20 protein-coding genes are annotated in these 20,967 nt (G+C 72.3%); 19 read left to right on the top strand and 1 reads right to left on the bottom strand.

The genetic code is table 11. From position 1 onward, the window contains the following. The first annotated feature begins 15 nt into the window (after positions 1-15). The 14 genes from ACWER9_RS20015 (at position 16) to ACWER9_RS20080 (ending at position 16,320) form a co-directional block, all read left to right on the top strand. Positions 16-684 carry a phosphoribosyltransferase gene (locus ACWER9_RS20015; protein ID WP_452303249.1) on the top strand — a complete coding sequence of 223 codons (669 nt, stop codon included), beginning with the start codon at positions 16-18 and terminating at the stop codon, positions 682-684. Positions 685-845: 161 nt separating this feature from the next. After that, complete coding sequence (locus ACWER9_RS20020; RefSeq protein ID WP_452303250.1) at positions 846-2,552, top strand: glycoside hydrolase; 1,707 nt, start codon at positions 846-848, stop codon at positions 2,550-2,552. A gap of 222 nt (positions 2,553-2,774) precedes the next feature. Beyond that, positions 2,775-4,712, top strand: a complete 1,938-nt coding sequence (locus ACWER9_RS20025; RefSeq protein ID WP_452303251.1) for a hypothetical protein — start codon at positions 2,775-2,777, stop codon at positions 4,710-4,712. Between the two features lie 127 nt (positions 4,713-4,839). After that, positions 4,840-5,358 carry an acyltransferase gene (locus tag ACWER9_RS20030; RefSeq protein ID WP_452303252.1) on the top strand — a complete coding sequence of 173 codons (519 nt, stop codon included), beginning with the start codon at positions 4,840-4,842 and terminating at the stop codon, positions 5,356-5,358. Then, a complete protein-coding gene (locus tag ACWER9_RS20035; RefSeq protein WP_452303253.1) occupies positions 5,351-6,949 on the top strand; it encodes a lipopolysaccharide biosynthesis protein in 1,599 nt (532 codons plus the stop codon). The genes ACWER9_RS20030 and ACWER9_RS20035 overlap by 8 nt, the downstream gene beginning before the upstream one ends. A gap of 68 nt (positions 6,950-7,017) precedes the next feature. Then, positions 7,018-8,310 (top strand): O-antigen ligase family protein, encoded by a 1,293-nt coding sequence (locus ACWER9_RS20040; protein WP_452303254.1) that lies wholly within the window; start codon positions 7,018-7,020, stop codon positions 8,308-8,310. Beyond that, positions 8,307-9,944, top strand: a complete 1,638-nt coding sequence (locus ACWER9_RS20045) for a lipopolysaccharide biosynthesis protein (protein ID WP_452303255.1) — start codon at positions 8,307-8,309, stop codon at positions 9,942-9,944. The genes ACWER9_RS20040 and ACWER9_RS20045 overlap by 4 nt, the downstream gene beginning before the upstream one ends. An 8-nt stretch (positions 9,945-9,952) precedes the next feature. Further along, a complete protein-coding gene (locus ACWER9_RS20050; protein ID WP_452303267.1) occupies positions 9,953-10,855 on the top strand; it encodes a sulfotransferase domain-containing protein in 903 nt (300 codons plus the stop codon). Beyond that, the gene (locus ACWER9_RS20055) at positions 10,852-12,114 is read left to right on the top strand and encodes a hypothetical protein (protein ID WP_452303256.1); all 1,263 of its coding nucleotides are present in this window, start codon (positions 10,852-10,854) and stop codon (positions 12,112-12,114) included. The genes ACWER9_RS20050 and ACWER9_RS20055 overlap by 4 nt, the downstream gene beginning before the upstream one ends. Before the next feature lie 215 nt (positions 12,115-12,329). Beyond that, positions 12,330-12,809 (top strand): UDP-N-acetylglucosamine--LPS N-acetylglucosamine transferase, encoded by a 480-nt coding sequence (locus tag ACWER9_RS20060; protein ID WP_452303257.1) that lies wholly within the window; start codon positions 12,330-12,332, stop codon positions 12,807-12,809. After that, positions 12,806-13,480 carry a glycosyltransferase gene (locus ACWER9_RS20065; protein ID WP_452303258.1) on the top strand — a complete coding sequence of 225 codons (675 nt, stop codon included), beginning with the start codon at positions 12,806-12,808 and terminating at the stop codon, positions 13,478-13,480. The genes ACWER9_RS20060 and ACWER9_RS20065 overlap by 4 nt, the downstream gene beginning before the upstream one ends. After that, positions 13,477-14,400, top strand: a complete 924-nt coding sequence (locus ACWER9_RS20070; RefSeq protein ID WP_452303259.1) for a glycosyltransferase family 2 protein — start codon at positions 13,477-13,479, stop codon at positions 14,398-14,400. The genes ACWER9_RS20065 and ACWER9_RS20070 overlap by 4 nt, the downstream gene beginning before the upstream one ends. A gap of 238 nt (positions 14,401-14,638) precedes the next feature. Next, positions 14,639-15,817 carry a chorismate synthase gene (aroC, locus tag ACWER9_RS20075; RefSeq protein ID WP_357355179.1) on the top strand — a complete coding sequence of 393 codons (1,179 nt, stop codon included), beginning with the start codon at positions 14,639-14,641 and terminating at the stop codon, positions 15,815-15,817. Further along, positions 15,817-16,320: a shikimate kinase gene (locus ACWER9_RS20080; protein ID WP_452303260.1), complete on the top strand. Its 504-nt coding sequence runs from the start codon at positions 15,817-15,819 to the stop codon at positions 16,318-16,320. Before aroC ends, ACWER9_RS20080 begins: the two co-directional genes overlap by 1 nt. Positions 16,321-16,520: 200 nt before the next feature. On the opposite strand, the gene ACWER9_RS20085 is transcribed toward ACWER9_RS20080, so the two are convergent. Continuing rightward, positions 16,521-17,249, bottom strand: a complete 729-nt coding sequence (locus ACWER9_RS20085) for an alpha/beta fold hydrolase (protein WP_452303261.1) — start codon at positions 17,247-17,249, stop codon at positions 16,521-16,523. Between the two features lie 79 nt (positions 17,250-17,328). Between ACWER9_RS20085 and ACWER9_RS20090 the strand changes: the two genes are divergently transcribed. The 5 genes from ACWER9_RS20090 to nusB all read left to right on the top strand — a co-directional run bounded on the left by ACWER9_RS20090 (position 17,329) and on the right by nusB (position 20,918). Continuing rightward, entirely contained in the window at positions 17,329-18,327 is a 999-nt protein-coding gene (locus ACWER9_RS20090) for a helix-turn-helix transcriptional regulator (protein ID WP_452303262.1), read from the top strand. A gap of 10 nt (positions 18,328-18,337) precedes the next feature. Continuing rightward, positions 18,338-19,417, top strand: coding sequence for a 3-dehydroquinate synthase (aroB, locus tag ACWER9_RS20095; protein ID WP_452303263.1), 1,080 nt, complete (start codon positions 18,338-18,340; stop codon positions 19,415-19,417). After that, positions 19,414-19,839 carry a type II 3-dehydroquinate dehydratase gene (gene aroQ, locus ACWER9_RS20100; RefSeq protein WP_452303264.1) on the top strand — a complete coding sequence of 142 codons (426 nt, stop codon included), beginning with the start codon at positions 19,414-19,416 and terminating at the stop codon, positions 19,837-19,839. The genes aroB and aroQ overlap by 4 nt, the downstream gene beginning before the upstream one ends. 87 nt (positions 19,840-19,926) lie before the next feature. Further along, the gene (efp, locus tag ACWER9_RS20105; RefSeq protein ID WP_007458344.1) at positions 19,927-20,484 is read left to right on the top strand and encodes an elongation factor P; all 558 of its coding nucleotides are present in this window, start codon (positions 19,927-19,929) and stop codon (positions 20,482-20,484) included. Between the two features lie 23 nt (positions 20,485-20,507). Further along, on the top strand, positions 20,508-20,918 hold the full coding sequence (gene nusB, locus ACWER9_RS20110) for a transcription antitermination factor NusB (protein WP_452303268.1): 411 nt from the start codon (positions 20,508-20,510) through the stop codon (positions 20,916-20,918). Positions 20,919-20,967: the final 49 nt, after the last annotated feature.

The raw sequence follows: 20,967 nt of genomic DNA on the forward strand, positions 1-20,967 counted from the left end.
CGTAACCCACTACCGGTGTACTCATGGGTCTGCCCCACGTGCCGGGGTGTTCGTAGCGAGGGCTACTCGGTCTGCTTCCGCTGCCAATCCCATCTCACGCAGTCCGACGGCATCCTGGCGGACCTGGTCGTACCGGTCTCCTACTCACCACGAACCTGGCAGCATCATCACAATCTGCGGTCGTACAAGGGTGCAGCGCGCTCCGAGCAGGCGCGGCGGAGCCTGCTCGCACTGCTGCTGCTCTTCCTACGAGACCATCTTGCTTGTATCGCGGACCGTGTCGGCGCATCACCGACGCATGTCATCACCGTCCCGAGTACACGTGGTCGCGCTGGGCCGCATCCACTCGCGGCTCTTGTCGGCAACCGACTCGGCCTGCCCTGGATTGTCAGTTCGGTCAATTCGGACTACGGGGCAGACGACCACGACTTCCACGCCGACTGGTTTGCGCCGCTCGTGCCCACCTCTCGCGTGCCGATCCATGCGCTGATTCTCGAGGACACCTGGACGACCGGAGCCCGGGTCCAGTCACTGGCGCATGCCCTGAAGACCGCCGGTGCCAGCACTGCGGCTGCCATCGTCCTTGGACGCCACGTCGATCCCACCTACGCGCCGGCCAAACGGCTGCTGACCGCAATCGCCGATCCGGTCTTCGACCCCACCCACTGTGTGACGGAGGGTTGAGCCCACCCGTGCCCTCTGTCCAGGAGTTCGACGCGGATCAACTCCCGGCCAGATTCTTAGCTCACGGTTAAGACGCGCTTACGGAAAACTGTCCTCCTCACGACGTGCCCTGGTCATCGATACGCTGCACACCGTTACGGACGCAGACACAAGGAGTTTCCTTGACCAGGCACGGACTGCACCGCATCACCCGGTTCCGTTCCGGACCCCGCCGTAAGGCGATTGCCATCGGCGTGGTCGGCGGCACGGTGGTGGCCGGCATCGTGGCGACCATGATGCCGCTACTGGCCAGCGACGACCTGTCGATCCGGGCGGCGGCGGACACCACCGCGACCGCGGTGTCGCAGGACGGTGACAACGCGGCCAAGACGACCCTCGCCACCTGCGCGACCCGCTGCGACGGCAACCCGCGCGGTGCTCGCGAGGCGGTCATCGAGTTCGCGGTCACCACCGTGCCGGCCGCCGCGGTCAACATCCGGGCGACGCTGCGGGTGCACGCCTGGCAGCAGTTCGCCGCCACGGTCACGGCGCACGCCTCGCCGCTGAGCGCCCGCGAGTCGCGGCCCCCGCTGACACCGGCCGGTGCGCCACTCGACAGCGTGACGAGCGTGTCCAAGGGCCTCAACGAGTGGGACGTCTCCAAGCTTGTCACCGGCAACGGCACCTGGACGGTCTCGCTCGCGCAGGGTGGCCTGGAGAGCCGGATCTACTGGGCGTCGGTCGAGAACCGCAACCCGGACCTGCGGCCCAGCCTGCTGATCAGCTACGACCTCGGGGCCCGACCGTCGTCGGCGCCGACCACCAGGCCGGCTCCGCCGCCGTCACCGAGCGCGCCGCCGACCACCGCGGCGCCGACGCCGTCACCGACAGTCGCGCCGACCCGGACGCCCAGCCCGAGCCCCAGCGGCACCCTCCCGGCCGGCAAGTGTGGGTCCGTCTCGGACAAGCTCGTGCCGTCCTGCGGAGCCTGGTGGGGCATGTACTCGCCCGCCGGGGCAGCCGGCGGCTGGGATCACGGCAAGGCCGTCTCCGACGTGGAGGCGCAGGTCGGGCGCAAGTTCGACATCGTGCACCGCTACCACGACTTCTCCAACGCCGGCAGTAACGGCGCCTTCCCCGACATGTACGAACAGCAGCAGATGCGCGAGGGCCGGCTGATGTTCTTCGCCTGGGAGTCCCGTGACTTCTCCGCCGGCACCACTCTCAAGTGGTCGGATGTCTACGGCGGCAAGCAGGACGGCACCATCGACGCGGTCGCGGGCCGGATCAAGGCCGCCGGGGTGCCGGTCTTCATCGGCTTCGACCACGAGCCGGAGGACGAGCCGAACAAGGGCAGCGACGCCGACTTCGTCCGGGCCTGGCGCTACGTGCACGCCCGGTTCGCCAACGCGGGCGCGACGAATGCGGTCTGGGTCTGGACGATGATGGGCTGGTCCGGGCACTACTCCCGGTACGCCGGGCTGTACCCGGGCGACCAGTACGTCGACTGGGTCGCCTACGACCCGTACAACTTCCACGTCTGCAACGGCAGTACGGTCTGGAAGAGCCCGAGCACGACTGTCGGTGGCTTCTACCGCTGGCTGGACGACAACGGCATCGGCGCCGGTAAGCCCCGGATGCTCGCCGAGTTCGGCACCAACTTCGACGCCGCCGACCCGAGCGCCAAGCAGCGCTGGTTCCAGGAGTTCCCGGCGGCGCTGAAGGCGCACCCGAAGATCAAGGCGGCCATCTACTTCAACTCGGCCGGCATGACCAGCCGCACGTCGACCTGTGACATGACGATGAACCACGATGCCTCGGCGGTGGCCGGCTTCGCCAAGGCGGGGCAGGATCCCTACCTGCGGCAACCCACCGGAGGTAGCCGCTGACGACCCAGTTGGACTGACGCGACGGCGTTCGCCGGGGGTCGGACAAACCGATCCTCCGGCGTTCTGTCGGCTTGCGGATTCATGCACCGCCCAATCGGCGGATTTTGTTTACCAGGCTGGACGAGGCACGCTACCTCGGGTTCTCATCCAATCTGGAGGCGCAGCGTGCCCAAACTCTCGCACTTGTGGCGTTCCGCAGGACGTCGTCGTACTCGGGCGGGGATGGTCGCGTTGGCGATCATCGCCGCAGCTCTGGGCGTGCCCACGACCGCGTCGGCTGCGGTGGTACCGGTCCCGGCGACGGCGACCCTGGTGTCGGCGAACCCCGCCGACACGACCCCGCACGCGCGAGACGGTGAGACCCGCGCCTTCGCGCAGGTGGGCAACACGGTCTTCGTCGGCGGCAGCTTCACCCAGCTCCGGCAGACCGCCAGTTCCGCGTGGGTCACCCAGCGCTACCTCTTCGCGTACGACCGGACCACCGGCACCATGTCGACCACGTTCTTGCCGGTGCTCGACGGCGCGGTCAACACCCTGCTCGCCGGCCCCGGCGGCACGCTGATCGTCGGCGGCGCCTTCAAGAACGTCAACGGCGTCTCCCGGAAGAACCTGGTGGCGCTCAACCCCTCCACCGGCGCGATCATCGACAGCTGGGTCGGGCGCTCGGACGGCGGCACGGTCCGTGACCTGGCGTTGGACGGTAACTGGCTGTACGTGGCCGGCGCGTTCAACTGGCTCAACGGCACCGCGCACTCCGGCCTCGGCCGGCTCAACGCGACCACCGGTGCGATCGATTCGAGCTTCAGCATCGACGCCACCGTGGGGCGGCACAGCACCACGTCGTACGTCTGGACCATCGACGTCGCACCGGACGGCGACACCCTCGTCGTCGGCGGCAACTTCACGCTCGTGAACGACCTGCCGCGTAACCAGATGGCGCTGGTGGACGTCTCCGGGACCCCCACGGTGCTCGACTGGAGCACCGACAAGTTCGTCCCGCCGTGCGCGGCGCCGACGACCTTCGTCCACTACGTGCAGGACGTGAAGTTCGGCGGCGACGGTAGCTGGTTCGTGGTCGGCACCAACGGCGGCGCCGGTTGGCCGGCCGCGTACTGCGACGCCCTGGTCCGCTTCGAGACCGCCGCGCGGGGCAGTGGCCTGCTCGCCACCTGGGTCGACTACACCGGCAACGACACCATCACCTCGGTCGAGGTGGCCGACAACGTCATCTACCTGGGTGGGCACTTCCGCTGGGTCAACAACCCGAACGCCAGCGACAACGCGGGCCCGGGCGCGGTCGACCGACTCGGCATCGCCGCCGTCACGCCGGCGACCGGCATGCCGGTGAACTGGAACCCGCGCCGGAGTGGCAGCGCCTCGATGCCGTCGGGCACCAGCAACTGGGGTTCGTCGGTGCCGGTGCTGTGGCGCGGCTCGGACGGCCTCTACTTCGGGCACAACTCCGACGGCATGGGCGAGGAGTACCACGGCCGGCTCGGCATGTTCCCGCTCTCCGGCGGGCGTACCTTCATCCCGAAGAACCCGCCGTCGGCGACCACCGGCAACCTCTACCTGGGCACCGCCTCGGGCACCGTGGCGAAGGTGCCGTTCAACGGCACCGCGCTGGGCACCGCGACAAGCGTCAGCCAGCCCGCGTACACGGCGGCCGGCGCGACCTGGCGGGTGGACGACCGGATCTACTGGTCGCACACGGTGGCCGGCACGCCCACCGGCAGCCGGATCGACGTCTCGCTCTTCAACGGCGGCGCGATCGGCGCTCCGTGGGAGGCGTCCGGCTACAACGACTGGTACAACCCGGCGTTGCTGACCGGCGCGTTCTTCCTCGACGGCCGGCTCTACTACACCCGGACCGGGGCCAACAACCTCTACTACCGCTACTTCGAGATCGACGGCAACTACCTCGGCGCCACCGAGTTCACCCTGCCGACCACCGGTGTGACCTGGTCCGCGGTGCGAGGCATGGCCTGGGTGGGCGGCCGGATCGTCTACGGCTCCACCGACGGCGCGCTGCGGAGCGTGCCGTTCGACCCGACGGCCGCCCCGACGGCGGTGGTCAACGGCACCACGGCGACCGTCATCAGCACCGCAACGCCCGAGTTGTCCTGGTCTACCCCATCGACATTCTTCTCCGTACAGTAAGGGTCAACCGTTCGTAACGGAGCATCGGTAGATTGTTCACGTTGGGCCGGTGGCGGTACCACCGCCGCCGGCCCGCGATGGTGGGGGAGGGTCGTTGCTCGGCGCCGCTGGCATCCGAACGAGACGCGTGGTGCGTCTGGTCTTCGCGGTCAAACGCGGCTGGTATCAGCTCCGTTACCGGCGGTTGACGCTCGGTCGGGACGTCGAGATCCGCGGCCGGATCCGGTTGCGGCGCGGTGTGCGGGTGACCATCGGTGACCGTACCCGGTTGAACAAGCTCGTCCGCTTCGCGGGCCCCGGCGAGGTTCGCGTCGGCGCGGACTGCCTGCTCAACGCCACCTGGATCGGCACCTGGACGTCGGTGACAGTGGGCGACAGGTGCCTTCTGTCGGACTGCGAGCTGCTCGACAACGACTTCCACAACCTGCCCCCCGAGCAGCGGCACGCGCCGCCCAGCCCGCTCACCCGTGCCCCGATCGTCCTCGAGGACAACGTCTGGGTCGGTGCGCACGCCCTGGTCCTGAAGGGCGTGCGGGTCGGCCGGGACAGCGTCGTCGGCGCCGCGACGGTGGTCCGCGCGGACGTGCCACCCGGCGTCGTGGTCGTCGGCAATCCTCAACAGACGGTGAAGAAGTTCCATGACTGATGCAGCGCCCGGTTCCTGGCCCACGGACGGCCCGTCCGCCGGCACCTCGCGCGCCGTGACACTTACCGACCTGCTGCGGGTGCCGATGCACCGGTTGCGGTTGGTGGCGGCGGTCGCCATGGTCGGTCTGCTCGCCGCGCTCGGCTACGTGCTGCTGGTGCCGGCGGCGCAGTCCGCGAGCGCCGTGGTCGCGGTCCGGCCGGTGGTGACCGACGCCTTCACCCCCAGCGGCGCGGGCGCCGACCGCGCGGTCAACATGAACGTGGAGAGCGGCATCGCCACCGGCACCGAGGTGGTGCAGCAGCTCGCCGAGTCGGCCGGTGGCGACCCGCGCGACATCCGCGACGCGCTCGAGGTCGAGGTGCCCACCGGCGGGCAGATCCTGCGCTTCACCTACCAGGCGCGCGAGGCCCACCAGGCCGTGCAGAGCGCCAACAGGGCCGCCGAGGCCTACCTCAGTGTGCGGCGGGCCATGTACGAGCAGCAGCGCGCCGAGATGCTGCGCTCCTACGACGCCAGCATCACCAAGGTCGCCGCCCAGCAGACCACGTTGCAGAAGCGGGCGAACACCGCCAAGGACACCGCCGCCGGCGACGCGCTGGTCGCCGAGCTGGCCGGCATCAACAACCAGCTCACCCAGCTCAACGCCGCCCGTACCGAGATCGCGGCGGTCGACGTCAACCCCGGCTGGGTCACCCAGACCGCCGAGAAGGCGCTCGTCACCTCCGCCGGGCACCGGCCGCTCTACCTGGTCGCCGGCCTGCTCGGTGGCGCGCTTGTCGGCATCGTGCTGGCGTACCTCTGGGAGTCGACCGACAGGCGGGTCCGCTCGGTCGCCGACGGCCGGGACGCCTCCGGCCTCCCGCTGCTCGGCACGGTGCGCCGGCCGGCGTTCCGGGGTAGTCCCCGCGCCGTCGACGCCGACGTCCGGTACGTGGCGATGGCGGTCGCCGAGCGGGTCCGGCAACCCGCCCGGGTGGCGCTTGTCACCGCCCGGGAGGACGCCACGGCGCTCACCGCAGGGCTGGCGGTGGCGCTCGCCGTGGACGGTCGGGAGGTCTTCGTCGCCGACGACAGCGGCCGGATCGAGCGGCTACGGGCCAGCGTGCTCGCCGACCGGGGGCGGCTGCCCATCGACCCGTCCCGGCCGCTGGTGCCCAAGCCCCGGCCGGCCGGCAGCACACCTGCCGCCGGTGCCGCCACGGACGGCACACCCGCCCGCCGACCCTCCCCGCACCCGCCCGGCGCCCGCCCGTCCACCGACCCGGACGCCACGCTGACGTTGCCGCGGGTGTCGTCCGCCCGCCCGGACAACGGCCGCGTCGTCGGCCCCGACGAGGTCGCCGTGGGTGTGGGCAGTGTCCGGTTCGGCACCTGGCGGCAGGGCGCGGACCATGGCCTGGTCCTGTTCAACGCTCCGCCGGCCGAGTCCGACGAGCGTGGCGTGGCCGTGGCCCGGCAGGGCAGCGCGGTGGTGGTCGTCGAGCGGGACCGCACCCGGCAGAGCGACCTGCGCCGCCTGGTGGAGCGGCTCCGCGCCGCCGGCGTCACCCCGCTGGGCTTCGTGCTCACCCGCAACGGCCGGGCCTGAGCGTGTCGGTGACCCGCGCCCCGGCGACCGAACCACCGCCCGGAGGCGCCCCGGAGGCTGCCGGGCCGATGCCGCCGCCCGCGCCGCCGCAACTGCCGCTCTGGCCGCTGTCCATGATGTTCGGTCTGGTGCCGCTCTGGTGGCTGCTCGGCGCGTTCTACCTCGGCTGGCCGCTGCTGGGTGCGCTGCTGCTCGCGTTGCTGCTCACCCGGGGGCGTGTGCCGCTGCCGCCGGCGGTCGGCATCTGGCTGCTCTTCCTGGCCATCGTGGTGGTCAGCGCCACCCAACTGTCGTCGCCCGCCTCGCTGCTGACGTTCGCCCTGCGGCTGGCCTTCTACCTGACCGCACTTGTGGTCGGCGTGTACGTCTACGCCGCCGCCCGGGAACGCGCCAGCCTGGTGGCGGTGCTCACCCCGCTCTGCGCGTTCTGGTTCGGGCTGGTGGCGCTGGGCTGGCTCGGGGTGCTGGTGCCCCGGCTGGCCATGACGACCCCGATGGAGGTGCTGCTGCCCGGCGGGGTGGCCGGCACCCCGTTCATCCAGGACATGGTGCACCTCACCACCGCCGAATACAGCGCCCGTTCGCTGAACCCGATCTACCGGCCGGCCGCGCCGTTCGCGTACACCAACAACTACGGCAGCGCGTACGCCATGACCCTGCCCTGCGTGGTGGCCTTCGCGATGCTGCGTCGGCAGGGGGTGCTGCGCTGGGCGCTACTGGCGTCGTTGCCGCTGTCGCTGGCGCCGGCGTTCCTCACCCTCAACCGGGCGATGTTCCTCAGCCTCGGCGCCGGGCTGGCGGTGCTCGGGGTGCGCGCCAGCCTGCGCGGCAACGTCCGGGTGGCCGCGTCGATCGTCGGGGTGGTCGTGATCGGCGCGGTGGCCACACTGTTCATTCCGATCACCGAGCTGATCAGCAAACGGGTCGACTCCAGCGACACCAACACCGACCGCCTCTCGCTCTACACCGAGGTCATCCGCCGGGTGCAGGAGTCGCCGTGGTTGGGCTACGGCGCTCCGGTGAACGTCGACACCGTGTCGGCGGCCGCGCCGATCGGCACCCAGGGGCAGCTGTGGATGGTGCTGTTCAGTCACGGCGTACCCGCGCTGCTCTGCTTCCTGGCGTGGTTCGTCGCCGCCGCGGTGATCTGCGCGCGGGCGACGTCGGCGGCCGGGCAGTGGCTGGCGGTGGTGCCGGTGGTCTGCCTCGTGCAGATCCCGTTCTACGGCATGGCCAACCAGAACCTGGCGGTCGCGTTCTTCGCGGTCGCCTTCGCCATGGCGCTCACCGAACGTGAACGGCTGACCCGGTTGGTCGGGTCGCCACCGCCGGCCGCCCGGAACGCGGCGGTGCCCGCGTGACCGCCGCCACCCGACCGCCGGCCGACGCCGACGAGGGCCGGCCGACGCAGGGTCCCGCCGAGGGCCCGGCCGCGCCGTCACCCGCCGGGGACGCCGGCTCGGCCGAGACCCGCCGCAGCGCCCGTAGCGGAGTCGCCGGACTGCTCGGTGCCGCCACCAGCGGGTTGTTCGGGTTCGTCCTGGCCGTCGTGATCACCCGGGGGTACGGCACGGCCGGCGCGGGCGCGTTCTTCGCCGCGATCGGGGTCGTCACCGTGGCCACCGCGATCTGCACGCTCGGCGCGGAGACCGGCCTCATGTGGGCGCTGCCCCGGCGCACTGCCGGGGTGCGCGGCGACGCGGCCCGGGTGCTCCCGGTGGCGCTGATCCCGCCGCTGCTGACCGCGTTCGTGGTCGCCGGCGCGGGCGTGCTGGCCGCCGACGCGCTCGCGCCCCGACTGCTCGGCGACGTCCTCGCCAACGGCGAGGCGCTGCTCACCGTCACGTTCGCCGCGGTGCCGGTGGTCGTCGCGATGACCCTGCTGCTCGCCGCGCTGCGCTGCGTGCGGCCCATCCGGGCGTACGTCGGGGTGCAGTTCCTGCTGCTGCCGGTCGCCCGGCCGGTGCTCGTCGGCGCCGCCGCGCTGGCCGGTGGTGGTCTGCTCGCCGGCATGACCGGCTGGTTGGTGCCGGCGGCGTTGGCGCTGCTGGTCTGCCTCACCCTGGTCGCCGGCCCGCTCGGGCTGGGCCGGGGCGCGACGCTGCGACCGCACCGCGCCGACTGGTCGACGTTCTGGCGCTTCGCGTTGCCCCGGGCCGCCTCGGCGGCGATCGACGCGGGCAACATGTGGGTGGGCGTGCTGCTCACCTCGGTGCTGGCCGGGCCGGCCGACGCCGGCGTGTTCGGGGCCGTCGGCAGGTACGTGCTTGCCGGTCAGTTGGCCATGCAGGGGCTGCGGGTGGCGGTGTCTCCGCAGTTGTCCCGGCTGCTCGGGCGGGGTGAGCGGGCCGCGGCCGCGGCCGTACACCGGCAGTTGACCACCTGGGGGCTGGTGCTGTCCTGGCCGGTGTACCTGCTGCTGGCGGTCTTCGCGCTTGCCTTCCTCCAACTGTTCGGGCCGGAGTTCACCGCCGGCGTGCCGGCGATGACCGTGCTCGCGGTGGCGATGCTCGTCAACACCGGAGTGGGCAACGTGCAGAGCCTGCTGCTGATGGGCGGGCGCAGTGGGCTGCACCTGATCGCCACCGTGGCCGGGCTGACGGTGACCGTCTCGCTGGGTCTGTGGCTGATCCCCCGGTACGGCGCGACGGGCGCGGCGGTCGCCTGGGCGGCCGGCATCGCCACCGAGAACCTCACCGCCGCCGGGTTCGCCCGGTCGGTGGTGCGGGAGCCGCTGTTCGACGCGGCGATGGTTCGTGCCGCGGTGGCCACCGTCGTCGGCGTGGGCCTGGCCGCCGGTGTCGGCGTGCTCGTGGGCGGTCGCGGCCTGCCCGGCCTCGCGGTGGCGCTTGCGGTGCTGCTGGCCGGCTGCGTCGGCATGTTGACGTTGCCCCGGGTGCGCGCCGGCATCCGGGGGACCATGAGGCAGATCCGTGGAGGGGGCGACGCGGCCGCGGCCGGCGAGCCCACCCCGGCATCGACGAGAGGCAGGTGAGGTCCGTCGTGGTGTCCATCCGTGACCGGGTCAAGCAGTTGGTTCCGACCCAGGTGACCACCCGGGTGAAGGAGTCGCTTGTCGACTACGGCGTGCGCACCAGCGATCGTCGGCCACTGCCGGACTTTCTGATCATCGGGACCAAACGGGGTGGCACCACCTCCCTGTGGAACTACCTCATCCAGCACCCGCTGGTACCCCGGCTCTTCCCCGCGTGGAACACCAAGTCGGCGCACTACTTCGAGGAGCACTGGGGGCGCGGCGAGGCCTGGTACCGCTCGCACTTCCCGACCGAACGGCAGCGCGAGGCCCTGGCCAAGCGGCACGGCGGGCCGGTCCGGGTGGGGGAGGCGGCCCCGCTGTACATGTTCCACCCACTCGCCGCGGAGCGGGTCGCCGCGCTGATGCCGACGGTGAAGCTCATCGTGCTGCTGCGCGACCCGGTGGAGCGGGCGTACTCGCACTGGAAGGAGCGCCGCACCCACAACATCGAGCCACTGGACTTCGCCGCCGCCCTCGCCGCCGAGGCGGAGCGCACGGCGGGGGAGCGGGAGCGGTTGATCGCCGAGCCGGAGTCGTTCAGTGAGCCGTACGACTGGTACACGTACCGGGCCCGGGGGCGCTACCTGGAGCACCTGGAGCCGTGGTTGGAGCGCTTCGACTCCGAGCAGATCCTCTTCCTGCCCAGCGAGGACCTGTACCGCGACTCGCGCGCGACCTACCGGCGCACCCTGGACTTCCTCGGTCTGCCGGCGTACGACCTGCCGAACTTCAAGGTCTACAACGATCGGCGCTCGGCACCGTTGGAGCCGACCGTGCGCGCCGAGCTGACCGACTACTACCGGCCGTACAACGACGCGTTGCGTCAGCGGCTCGGACTGGACCTCGACTGGGCGGACCGGGCGGCGTGACGACGGCGGCGGGCCCGGCCACCGACCCCCGTTCCCGCGAGGATGGGCTGGGTTGGGTGAGCCGCGCGGTCTTCCCGGACGACCGGGTCGGCCTGACCGTGGCTGGCGCTCCGCCGGCCGGTCACCAGGCGGTCGCCCGGTACGCGGTGGTGCCGTCGATCGCCCGCGCCCGGTTCCTGGTGCCGTTGGGCGCGCCCCGGGCCGGGGCGGCGTCCCTGTTGGCGTACAACGCGTTGCGGCCACCGAAGGTGCGCGCGCTGCGGGCGGTGCTCGGCGGGCTGGCGCGGTTCGGGCGGGTGGGGCTCGCGCCCTTTCCGACGTTGACCGTCTCGGTGCCGGCCGGGGTGCCGGCTGCGGAGTTGTTGCTGAGCGAGCGGCTCACCAGCGACCTGGGTGACACGCCGCTGCTTGCCGCGTTCGGGGTCCGCCCACCCGACCCGAACGGCAAGCCCACCCTGCAACTCTTCAGTGCCGACGGGCGTCCGCGGGGCTACGCGAAGATCGGTTGGAACGACGCGACCCGCGCGCTGGTCAGCGCGGAGGCGGCGGCGCTGCGGGCGTTGCGCGCGGTGGTCGGCGTCGCCGACCACCCGACCCCGCCGAGGCTGCTCACCGAGACGTCGTGGGCGGGCCAGGTGGTGGCGGTGATCGAGCCGTTGCCACCGGCGGTACGCGGTGTGCCGGTGGACGACCCGCCACGGATCGCCGCGCTGCTGGCGGTCGCCCGCCGGGGCGGCCCGGCGGGGACACCTCGACCACTTGTCGACTCGAGCTTCCTGCACCGGCTGGCCGATCTGGCCGGCCGGGCCGCCGCGAGCGAGCCGGCCGGCACGCGGGCGGTCGCCGCGGTCTCCGCGCTGGCCCGTCGGCATGGCGACACCAGTGTGGAGTTCGGTCACTGGCATGGTGACTGGGTGCCGTGGAACCTGGGCTGGCACGCCGGCCGGTTGGTCGCCTGGGACTGGGAGCACAGCGGGCCGGACGTGCCGGTCGGCTTCGACCTGGCGCACGACGCGTTCCAGCGGGCACTCGTGTTGCGGGGAGAGCCGGCCGACGTCGCCGCGTCGGCCGTCGACGGGTATCTGGGCCGGCACGGCGAGCGGCTCGGCCTCGACGCGGCGCAGCGCCGGCTCGTCGCCGACGCGTACCTGGTGGAGATGTGGTTGCGGACCTGGCGACTCGCGAACGCGGGCGCGGGCTGGAACGGCGCACTGCATCCCGCGCTCTTGGACGTCATCGAGAAAAGACATAGCGGCTGATCTGGAGGAATCGCGGCCGTGGCGGCACGCCGCAGAGTGACGACAAAATCGCAGGTGGTGATGACGATCGATGGATTCTCGGACGTTCGGCGCGCTGGACCGGCCGCTGTGGAGATCGTCATCTCGGCCGGTCGCGCTATTCAACGACCGGGAATCGTGTGATCTGCTTCTGCGTGGCGTGAACTGAAATTCCAAGCGAACTTGTGGGGAGTCGCGTGGACACCAACAACGACGACAGTGGGGCGCCGGTGCTGCTGCTGGTCGGCTCCAGCGGCGGCCATCTGGCCCAACTACTGGCCCTGCGGCCCTGGTACGAACGGTGGCGGCGCTGCTGGGTCACCTTCGACACCCCGGAGGCGGTCTCGCTGCTGACCGGCGAGGACCTGGTGCCGGCACACCACCCGACCACCCGCAACGTGCCGAACCTGCTGCGCAACGCGCTGCTGGCCTGGCGGGTGCTGCGGGCGCGGCGGGTCGCCGCCGTGGTCACCACCGGCGCCGGGGTGGCGGTGCCGTTCGTGGTGCTGGCCCGGCTGCGGCGCATCCCGACCGTCTACATCGAGGTGTACGACCGGATCGACACCCCGACGCTTACCGCTCGGCTCTGCCGGCCGTTCCTGTCCGCGATGCTCGTGCAGTGGGACGAGCAGCGCCGGCAGTATCCCGAGGCGACAGTCGTCGGGACGCTGCTGTGACCGGGGAGACCGGCACCGCGCGGCGTCCACAACCCCGACCGGACGCCGAGGCGACCCGCCTGCCACGTCAGCGCGACAGTTCGGCGATCGCCCAGCTCCGACTGCTGGTCGCCGTGGGGACGGACAAGCACCCCTTCGACCGGCTGGTGGACTGGTTGGCGCAGTGGCACGCGCAGACCGCCGGCCCGATCGGGCTGACCGTGCAGCACGGCCACACGACCGCGCCCCAGCTGCCCGGCGCGGTGCCGTTCCTCGGCCACGACGCGTTGCAACAGGCGATGGCCGACGCGGACCTGGTGGTCTGCCACGGTGGTCCGGCGACGATCCTGGAGGCCCGCCGGCACGGCCACCTTCCCATCGTGGTGCCCCGCGACCCGGCTCGTGGTGAGCACGTCGACAACCACCAGATGCTCTTCGCCCGCCGCCTCGGCGTCGCCGGGCTGGTGGCGCTCTGCGAGACCCGGGAGGCGCTGCACGAGGCGCTGGCCGCCGGGGTGGCCGACCCATCCCGGTACGCGGTGGCCGCGGACCCGGAGGCACACGAGGCACGACGGGCGGCGGTGGCCCGGGTCGGGCAGATCGTCGACGACCTGGTGGCCCGCTCGACCCCGCGCCCAGCCCGGTGGCGGGCCTGGTCCCGGCCCCGCCCGGGTACGAAGGAGATCCGATGACCCAGCAGTCGAGCGTCAGCGTCGTGGTGCCCACCCGGGACCGCCCCGAGCTGCTGCGGGCCGCGGTGCGCGCGATCCTGACCCAGGATTTCGCCGGCCCGATCGAGGTCGTGGTGGTGTTCGACCAGTCCACGCCGGACGGGTCGCTGACCGAGCTGGGCAGCGGCCCGGCCCGCACGGTTCGGGTGATCAGCAACTCCCGTACCCCCGGGTTGGCGGGCGCGCGCAACAGCGGCACCGTCGCGGCCGAGGGTGCGCTTGTCGCGTTCTGCGACGACGACGACGAGTGGCTGCCCGGCAAGCTGGCCGCCCAGGTCGACGCGCTGGCCGGTGACCCCGCCGCCGAGTTCGTCTGCTGCGGCATCCGCGTCGCCTACGACGGGCACACCGTCGACCGGGTGCTCGACAAGGACCGGATCACCCTGGACGACCTGCTGCGCGACCGGATGACGGAGCTGCACCCGTCGACCTTCCTGATCCGCGCGACCGCGTTGCGCGACGGGTTCGGGCTTGTCGACGAGGAGATCCCGGGCAGCTACGCGGAGGACTACGAGTTCCTGCTCCGGGCCGCGCGCAGCGCGCCGCTCGTCAACCTGCGGACGCCGTCGGTGCTGGTGCGCTGGCACAAGCGTTCGTACTTCGCGCAACGCTGGGACACCATCTCCGAGGCGTTGCAGTGGTTGTTGCAGCGCTACCCGGAGTTCGCGAGTCAACCGGCCGGCGAGGCCCGGGTGGCCGGGCAGATCGCGTTCGCCCAGGCCGCCTCCGGCGACCGCCGAGGTGCGCTGCGCTGGGCCCGCCGCACCCTGCGGAGCAACCCACGCGAGCCGCGCGCGTATCTCGCCCTCGCCGTCGCCGGTCGGGTGGTCCGGGCCGACGCGGTGCTGCGCACCCTGCACAAGCGCGGCCGGGGGATCTGAGCACACGCCCACCGGGCGCCGCGCGGTCGCCGCCTGGTCGCCGCGCCCCCGGTGCGGGCGGGTTGGTGTCGCCTCGGCGGGTGCAGAGCAAAGGTCGCCTCGGTGCGTGCGCAGCGGTGTCGCCTCGGCGGGTGCAGAGCAAAGGAGAACGACCGGGTGGGCGGGCGGTGACGTCCGTAGGGCGGGACGCCGTGGGGAGCGCGCCGCGACGGTGGCGGGCCGTGACAGACTGACCGCTGTGTTGCGCTGGCTGACTGCAGGTGAATCGCACGGTCCCGCCCTCGTCGCCATGGTGGAGGGGGTGCCGGCCGGCATCGAGGTGACCACCACCGTGATCGCCGACGAGCTGGCCCGCCGGCGGCTGGGCTATGGCCGGGGCGCCCGGATGTCGTTCGAGCGCGACGAGGTCGAGGTGCTCGGCGGGCTGCGGCACGGCGTGACCCTGGGCAGCCCGGTGGCGATCCGGGTCGGCAACTCCGAGTGGCCGAAGTGGCAGACCGTGATGGCCGCCGACCCGGTCGACCCCGACGAGTTGGCCCGGCAGGCCCGCAACGCCCCGCTGACCCGTCCCCGGCCGGGCCACGCCGACCTGGCCGGCATGCAGAAGTACGGCCACACCGACGCCCGGCCGATCCTGGAGCGCGCCAGCGCACGGGAGACCGCCGCCCGGGTGGCCGTCGGCACCGTCGCCAAGGCGCTCATCCGGCAGGCGCTCGGCATCGAGATCGTCTCGCACGTCGTCGAGCTGGGCCCGGTGGCCGCGAAGCCCGGGCTGCGGCCCACGCCGTCCGACGCCGCCCGGATCGACGCCGACCCGCTGCGCTGCCTCGACCCGGAGGCCAGCGCCCTGATGGTCGCCGAGGTCGATGCCGCGAAGAAGGCCGCCGACACCCTCGGCGGCGTGGTCGAGGTGCTGGCGTACGGGGTGCCACCGGGCCTGGGCAGCCACGTCCAGTGGGACCGTAAGCTCGATGCCCGGCTGGCCACCGCGCTGATGTCCATCCAGGCGATCAAGGGTGTGGAGATCGGCGACGGTTGGCAGCAGGCCCGCTCCCGTGGCTCGGAGGCGCACGACGAGATCATCCCGTCGGCGACCGGTGTCCGCCGGGTCACCGACCGGGCCGGCGGGCTGGAGGGTGGCATCACCACAGGTGAGCCGCTGCGGGTCCGCGCCGCGATGAAGCCGATCTCGTCGTTGAACCGGGCCCTGGCCACCGTGGACGTCACCACCGGCGAGCCGGCCACCGCGATCAACCAGCGCTCCGACGTCTGCGCGGTGCCGGCCGCGGCGGTCGTCGCCGAGGCGATGGTGGCGCTGGTGCTCGCCGAGGCGGCCACCGAGAAGTTCGGCGGAGACTCGGTCACCGAGATGCGCCGCAACCTGGCCGGCTACCTCGACGCGCTGGTCATCCGCTGATGGCACCTGTCGTCGTGCTTGTCGGTGCGCCCGGCTGCGGCAAGACCACCGTCGGCCGGGCCCTCGCCGCCACCCTCGGCGTGGAGTTCCGCGACACCGACACCGACATCGAGCAGATGGCGGGCAAGCCCATCCCGGAGATCTTCATCGACGAGGGTGAGGCGCACTTCCGTACCCTGGAGCGGGCCGCAGTGGCCGCGGCGCTCGCCGGCGGCACGGGCGTGCTCGCCCTCGGCGGCGGCGCGGTCCTTGCCGAGGAGACCCGGGCGGCCCTGATCGGGCACCGGGTGGTGCACCTCTCGGTCGAGCTGCCCGACGCGGTGAAGCGGGTCGGGCTCGGCGCCGGCCGGCCGCTGCTGGCGCTCAACCCACGGGCCACCCTGAAGCACCTGCTCGACCAGCGCCGGCCGCTCTACGCCGAGGTGGCCACCGAAACGGTGGTCACCGACGGCCGAACCCCGACCGAGGTCGTCGCCGACCTCACCGCCCTGCTCCCACGCTGACGCCGCCCCCGGCGGGCCCCGCCCCGCCACAACCCCATCGATCATGGAGTTGTGGTGGGGGACGGACTGCCCGTGGACCCGCAAACCGGGCACCACAAGTCCATGATCGACGAGGGTGGGCTCGACCCGGCGCGTGCCGGCTTGAGGGGCGTTCCCGGTATCTCGGCAGCCGGACCCGCAAGACCGGCGCAGGGGGGTCCTCAGCTGCGGGTTGTCAGGTCGAGGATGTCGGCTAGGGCTTTTGGCTCGCTGAGCATCGGCCAGTGGCCGGTGGGCAGTTCGTGGAGTTGGCCGTCGGCCAGGCCGGTGAAGAACGGGTGCTCCTCCCTGATCATCTGCTGCACCAGGGCGAGCGGGAAGGTGCTGGCGACAAGCGCGGTCGGCACCGGGCGCCCACCGGTACGGCGGACCGGGTCGGTGGCGGCCCGTAGCGGCTGCGGGGTGGCCCGGGCCCGCAGCAGCGCGAGCGTCGGCTCGTCCAGGCCGGCCAGGTTCGTCGGGTCGGCGGCCGGGTCCCAGGTCGGCGGCGGCAGCAGGTGCCCGGTGCCGATCGCGGCGCGCAACCGCTGCTGCTCCTCCGGCGGCACCGTGTCGAACTGCGCCGTGCCGTCCGGCAGCGGCCCGCTCTCCACGTAGACGACCCGGGCGATCCGGTCCGGGATCCGGTCCGCCGCCTGAGCGACAGGCATGCCACCGCCGGAGTGCCCGACCAGGAGCACGTCGCGTAGGTCCTCGATCTCGACCAGTCGGACGATGTCGGTGGTGTGCGTGTCCAGGCCGACCTCCGGGCCGGCGAGGTGGTCGCGCTCGGCCAACCCGGTCAGTGTCATCGGATGGACCTCGTGCCCCTGCGCCCGCAACGTCGCGGTCACGTCCCGCCACGCCCAGGCCCCCAACCAGAATCCCGGCACCAGCACGAATGTCGCCATCTGTCGCTCCTTCTCTCGGGTACCGACAGACCGTACGATCGAAACCGGACAGAATCCGCCCTGTTTGAAGGAGTGGCCGGTGTCACATCCCGCGGGTCGGGTGCTGGCCCTTCTCGAACTGCTGCAGACCCGGCATCTGTCGACGGCTGCCGAGCTGGCCAGCCAGCTCGGGGTGGACGAGCGGACCGTGCGCCGGTATGCGAGCACGCTTGTCGAGCTGGGCATCCCGGTGACCGCCGACCGGGGACGCTACGGCGGCTACCGGCTGCACTCCGGATACAAGCTGCCGCCGTTGATGCTCACCGACGACGAGGCGGTGGCCGTGCTGCTCGGTCTCGTGGTCGCCGAACGGGTCGGGCTCGGCACCGAGCAGCCCGCCACCGCCACCGCGCTGGCGAAGATCCGCCGGGTGCTGCCGGCGGCGCTCGCCGACCGGCTCGCCGCCGTCCAGGAGCACCTCGGCTTCACCCTGCGCCGCCCGGAGCAGGAGCGCGGACCGGCGTCGGCGACCCTGCTCGCGCTGGCCTCGGCCGCCCGGCACCGGCAGCGGGTGGCGCTCGACTACCGCTCCTGGCGGGGCGAACGGTCGCACCGCGAGCTCGACCCGTACGGGCTGGTCTTCCACGCCGGCCGTTGGTACGTCACCGGCCACGACCACCGGCGCGGGGAGGTCCGCACCTTCCGGCTGGACCGGATCGGCGCGGTGACGCCCGGCGGGGCGACGTTCACCGTGCCGGACGGCTTCGAGGCGGTGGCCTGGGTGACCCGGTCGCTGGCCGGGGTGCCGTACGCACACGAGGTGGAGGCCGTGCTGGAGACCGATCTGGTCGCCGCCCGCCGCCGCATCCCGCCGAGCGTGGCCGAGTTGACCGCCACCACCGACGGGGTGCTGCTGCGGGCCCGAGCGGAGAGCCTGCCCGGGATGGCGGCGCTGCTCGCCGGGCTGGGCTGCCCCTTCACCGTGCGGCACCCGGACGCGCTGCGCGCCGAGGTGGCCGCGCACGCCCACCGGCTGGCGGACTGGGCCACCCGGCCAGCAGGTGGACAGCCGCCGTCGCCGCGCCGACCGCTGGACTAGGCTGCCGGCGATGGACGAGGTGACCCGGATTCCGGTCGGCGGCGAGCGGCCGTACGACGTCTTGGTGGGACGTGACCTGCTGGGTGCGCTACCCGGCCTGCTGCCCGGCGCGACGCGGGCGGCGGTGCTGCACGCGCCTCCGCTCAAGACCCTCGCGGACGCGCTCGGCGAGCGGCTGCGCGCCGCCGGCGTCGAGCCACTGCCGATCGAGGTGCCCGACGCCGAGTCGGGCAAGCACATCGACGTCGCCTCCGCCTGCTGGGACCGGCTCGGAGCGGCCGGCTTCACCCGTACCGACGCGGTGGTCGGGGTGGGCGGCGGCGCGGTGACCGACCTGGCCGGCTTCGTCGCGGCCTGCTGGTTGCGGGGGGTGCGCTGGGTGCCGGTGGCGACCTCGCTGTTGGGCATGGTCGACGCCGCGGTGGGCGGCAAGACCGGCATCAACACGGCCGCCGGCAAGAACCTGGTCGGCGCGTTCCACCCGCCGGTCGGGGTGTTGGCCGACCTGGCCACGCTCGACAGCCTCCCCGCGGTCGACCTGGCGGCCGGGTTGGCCGAGGTCGTCAAGTGCGGTTTCATCGCCGACCCGACGATCCTGGATCTCGTCGAGAACGACCCGGTGGCCGCGACCGACCCCCGTGGGCCGGTGAGCCGGGAGCTGATCGAGCGGGCGATCCGGGTCAAGGCCGACGTGGTCTCCGGCGACCTGCGCGAGTCGGGCGTGCGGGAGGTGCTCAACTACGGCCACACCCTGGCGCACGCCATCGAGCAGAACGAGGGCTACCGCTGGCGGCACGGCCACGCCGTCGCCGTCGGTCTGGTGTACGCGGCGACGCTGGCCCGCCTCGCCGGGCGGCTGGACGCGCCGACCGCCGACCGGCACCGGGTCACGTTGGGCGCGCTGGGCCTGCCGGTGAGCTACCCGGCCGACGCCTGGCCGCAGCTGTTGGCCGCGATGCGGGTGGACAAGAAGGCCCGGGGCGCTCGGCTGCGCTTCGTGGTGCTCGACGGGCTGGCCCGCCCGGCGATGCTCGAGGGTCCGGACGACGCGTTGCTGGAGGCCGCCTACCGCGAGGTGGCTGACCGGTGAGGGTGTACGTCCTGAACGGGCCGAACCTGGGGCGGCTGGGCACCCGCGAGCCCGACGTGTACGGCGCGACCACCTACTCGGACCTGGTGGCGCTCTGCGAGGCCACCGGCCGGGAGCTGGGGCTGGAGGTGACGGTCCGGCAGACCGACGCGGAGCACGAGCTGCTCGGCTGGCTGCACACGGCGGCCGACGAGGGCGCCGCCGTGGTGCTCAACCCGGCCGCCTGGTCGCACTACTCGTACGCGGTGCGGGACGCGTGCGCCATGCTGCGGGGGCCGCTTGTGGAGGTGCACATCTCCAACATCCACACCCGCGAGGAGTTCCGGCACCATTCGGTGGTGTCGGCGGTGGCGACCGGAGTGATCTGCGGTCTCGGCATCGACGGCTATCGTCTCGCCCTGCACCATCTGGCCACCCGCTGAGAGCCGGCCCCGAGCGGGGGGCCGGGCGATTCGACGCAGCTAGTAGACTCTCAGGGTCTGTCCGCCAATTGATGATCAAGGCAGGAAATGGCCTCCACCAACGACCTCAAAAACGGCCTGGTACTCAACCTGGATGGCGAGCTCTGGGCCGTCGTCGAGTTCCAGCACGTCAAGCCCGGTAAGGGTGGTGCCTTCGTGCGCACCACGCTGAAGAACGTGCTGTCCGGGAAGGTGGTCGACAAGACCTTCAACGCGGGCACCAAGGTCGAGACCGCGACCGTTGACAAGCGCACGATGCAGTACCTGTACGCCGACGGCGAGGACTTCGTCTTCATGGATCTGGAGACCTTCGACCAGATCACCGTGCCCGGCGGCACCGTCGGTGAGGCAGCCAACTACCTGCTGCCCGAGGCGGAGGCGACCGTCGCCCAGCACGAGGGTGTGCCGCTCTACATCGAGCTGCCCACGAGCGTCGTGCTCGAGGTCACCTACACCGAGCCGGGCCTGCAGGGCGACCGTTCGACCGGCGGCACCAAGCCGGCGACCGTGGAGACCGGGGCGACCGTTCCGGTTCCGCTGTTCATCACCACCGGCGAGAAGATCAAGGTCGACACCCGCGACGGCCGTTACCTCGGCCGCGCCTGATGGCTGAGGGTTCCAAGCAGCAGATGCCGGCGCGCCGCAAGGCGCGCAAGCGGGCGCTGGATGTCCTCTACGAGGCCGACCTGCGGGACAAGCCCCCGGTGGAGGTGCTCGCCGGTTACGTGCAGCGGATCGAGCAGCCCCGACCGGAGCACCTGGGCTACGCGGTGGGTCTGGTCGAGGGTGTTGCCGAGCACCTCAACCGGATCGACGAGCTGATCGCCAGCTACGCCGAGGGGTGGACGCTGGAGCGGATGCCGATCGTCGACCGTAATCTGGCCCGGATCGCCGTCTACGAGTTGCTCTACGTCGACGAGATCGACGACGCGGTGGCGATCAGCGAGGCCGTGGAGTTGGCCCGGCAGATGTCGACTGACGATTCGCCGCGCTTCCTCAACGGGGTGCTCGGCCGGATCGCCGAATACACCACCCGCTGACGCGTCCGCGTCGAGCCGCACACCGCGAAGGGCCCGTGCCATCCGGCAC

The organism is Micromonospora sp. NPDC003944, assembly GCF_053605225.1.

Coding starts and splice junctions, on each gene's coding strand:
- ACWER9_RS20025 (WP_452303251.1), top strand. CDS start 2,775: ATGGTCGCGTTGGCGATCATCGCCGCAGCTCTGGGCGTGCCCACGACC.
- ACWER9_RS20035 (WP_452303253.1), top strand. CDS start 5,351: ATGACTGATGCAGCGCCCGGTTCCTGGCCCACGGACGGCCCGTCCGCC.
- ACWER9_RS20040 (WP_452303254.1), top strand. CDS start 7,018: ATGCCGCCGCCCGCGCCGCCGCAACTGCCGCTCTGGCCGCTGTCCATG.
- ACWER9_RS20070 (WP_452303259.1), top strand. CDS start 13,477: ATGACCCAGCAGTCGAGCGTCAGCGTCGTGGTGCCCACCCGGGACCGC.
- ACWER9_RS20080 (WP_452303260.1), top strand. CDS start 15,817: ATGGCACCTGTCGTCGTGCTTGTCGGTGCGCCCGGCTGCGGCAAGACC.
- ACWER9_RS20085 (WP_452303261.1), bottom strand. CDS start 17,249: ATGGCGACATTCGTGCTGGTGCCGGGATTCTGGTTGGGGGCCTGGGCG.
- aroB (WP_452303263.1), top strand. CDS start 18,338: ATGGACGAGGTGACCCGGATTCCGGTCGGCGGCGAGCGGCCGTACGAC.
- efp (WP_007458344.1), top strand. CDS start 19,927: ATGGCCTCCACCAACGACCTCAAAAACGGCCTGGTACTCAACCTGGAT.
- nusB (WP_452303268.1), top strand. CDS start 20,508: ATGCCGGCGCGCCGCAAGGCGCGCAAGCGGGCGCTGGATGTCCTCTAC.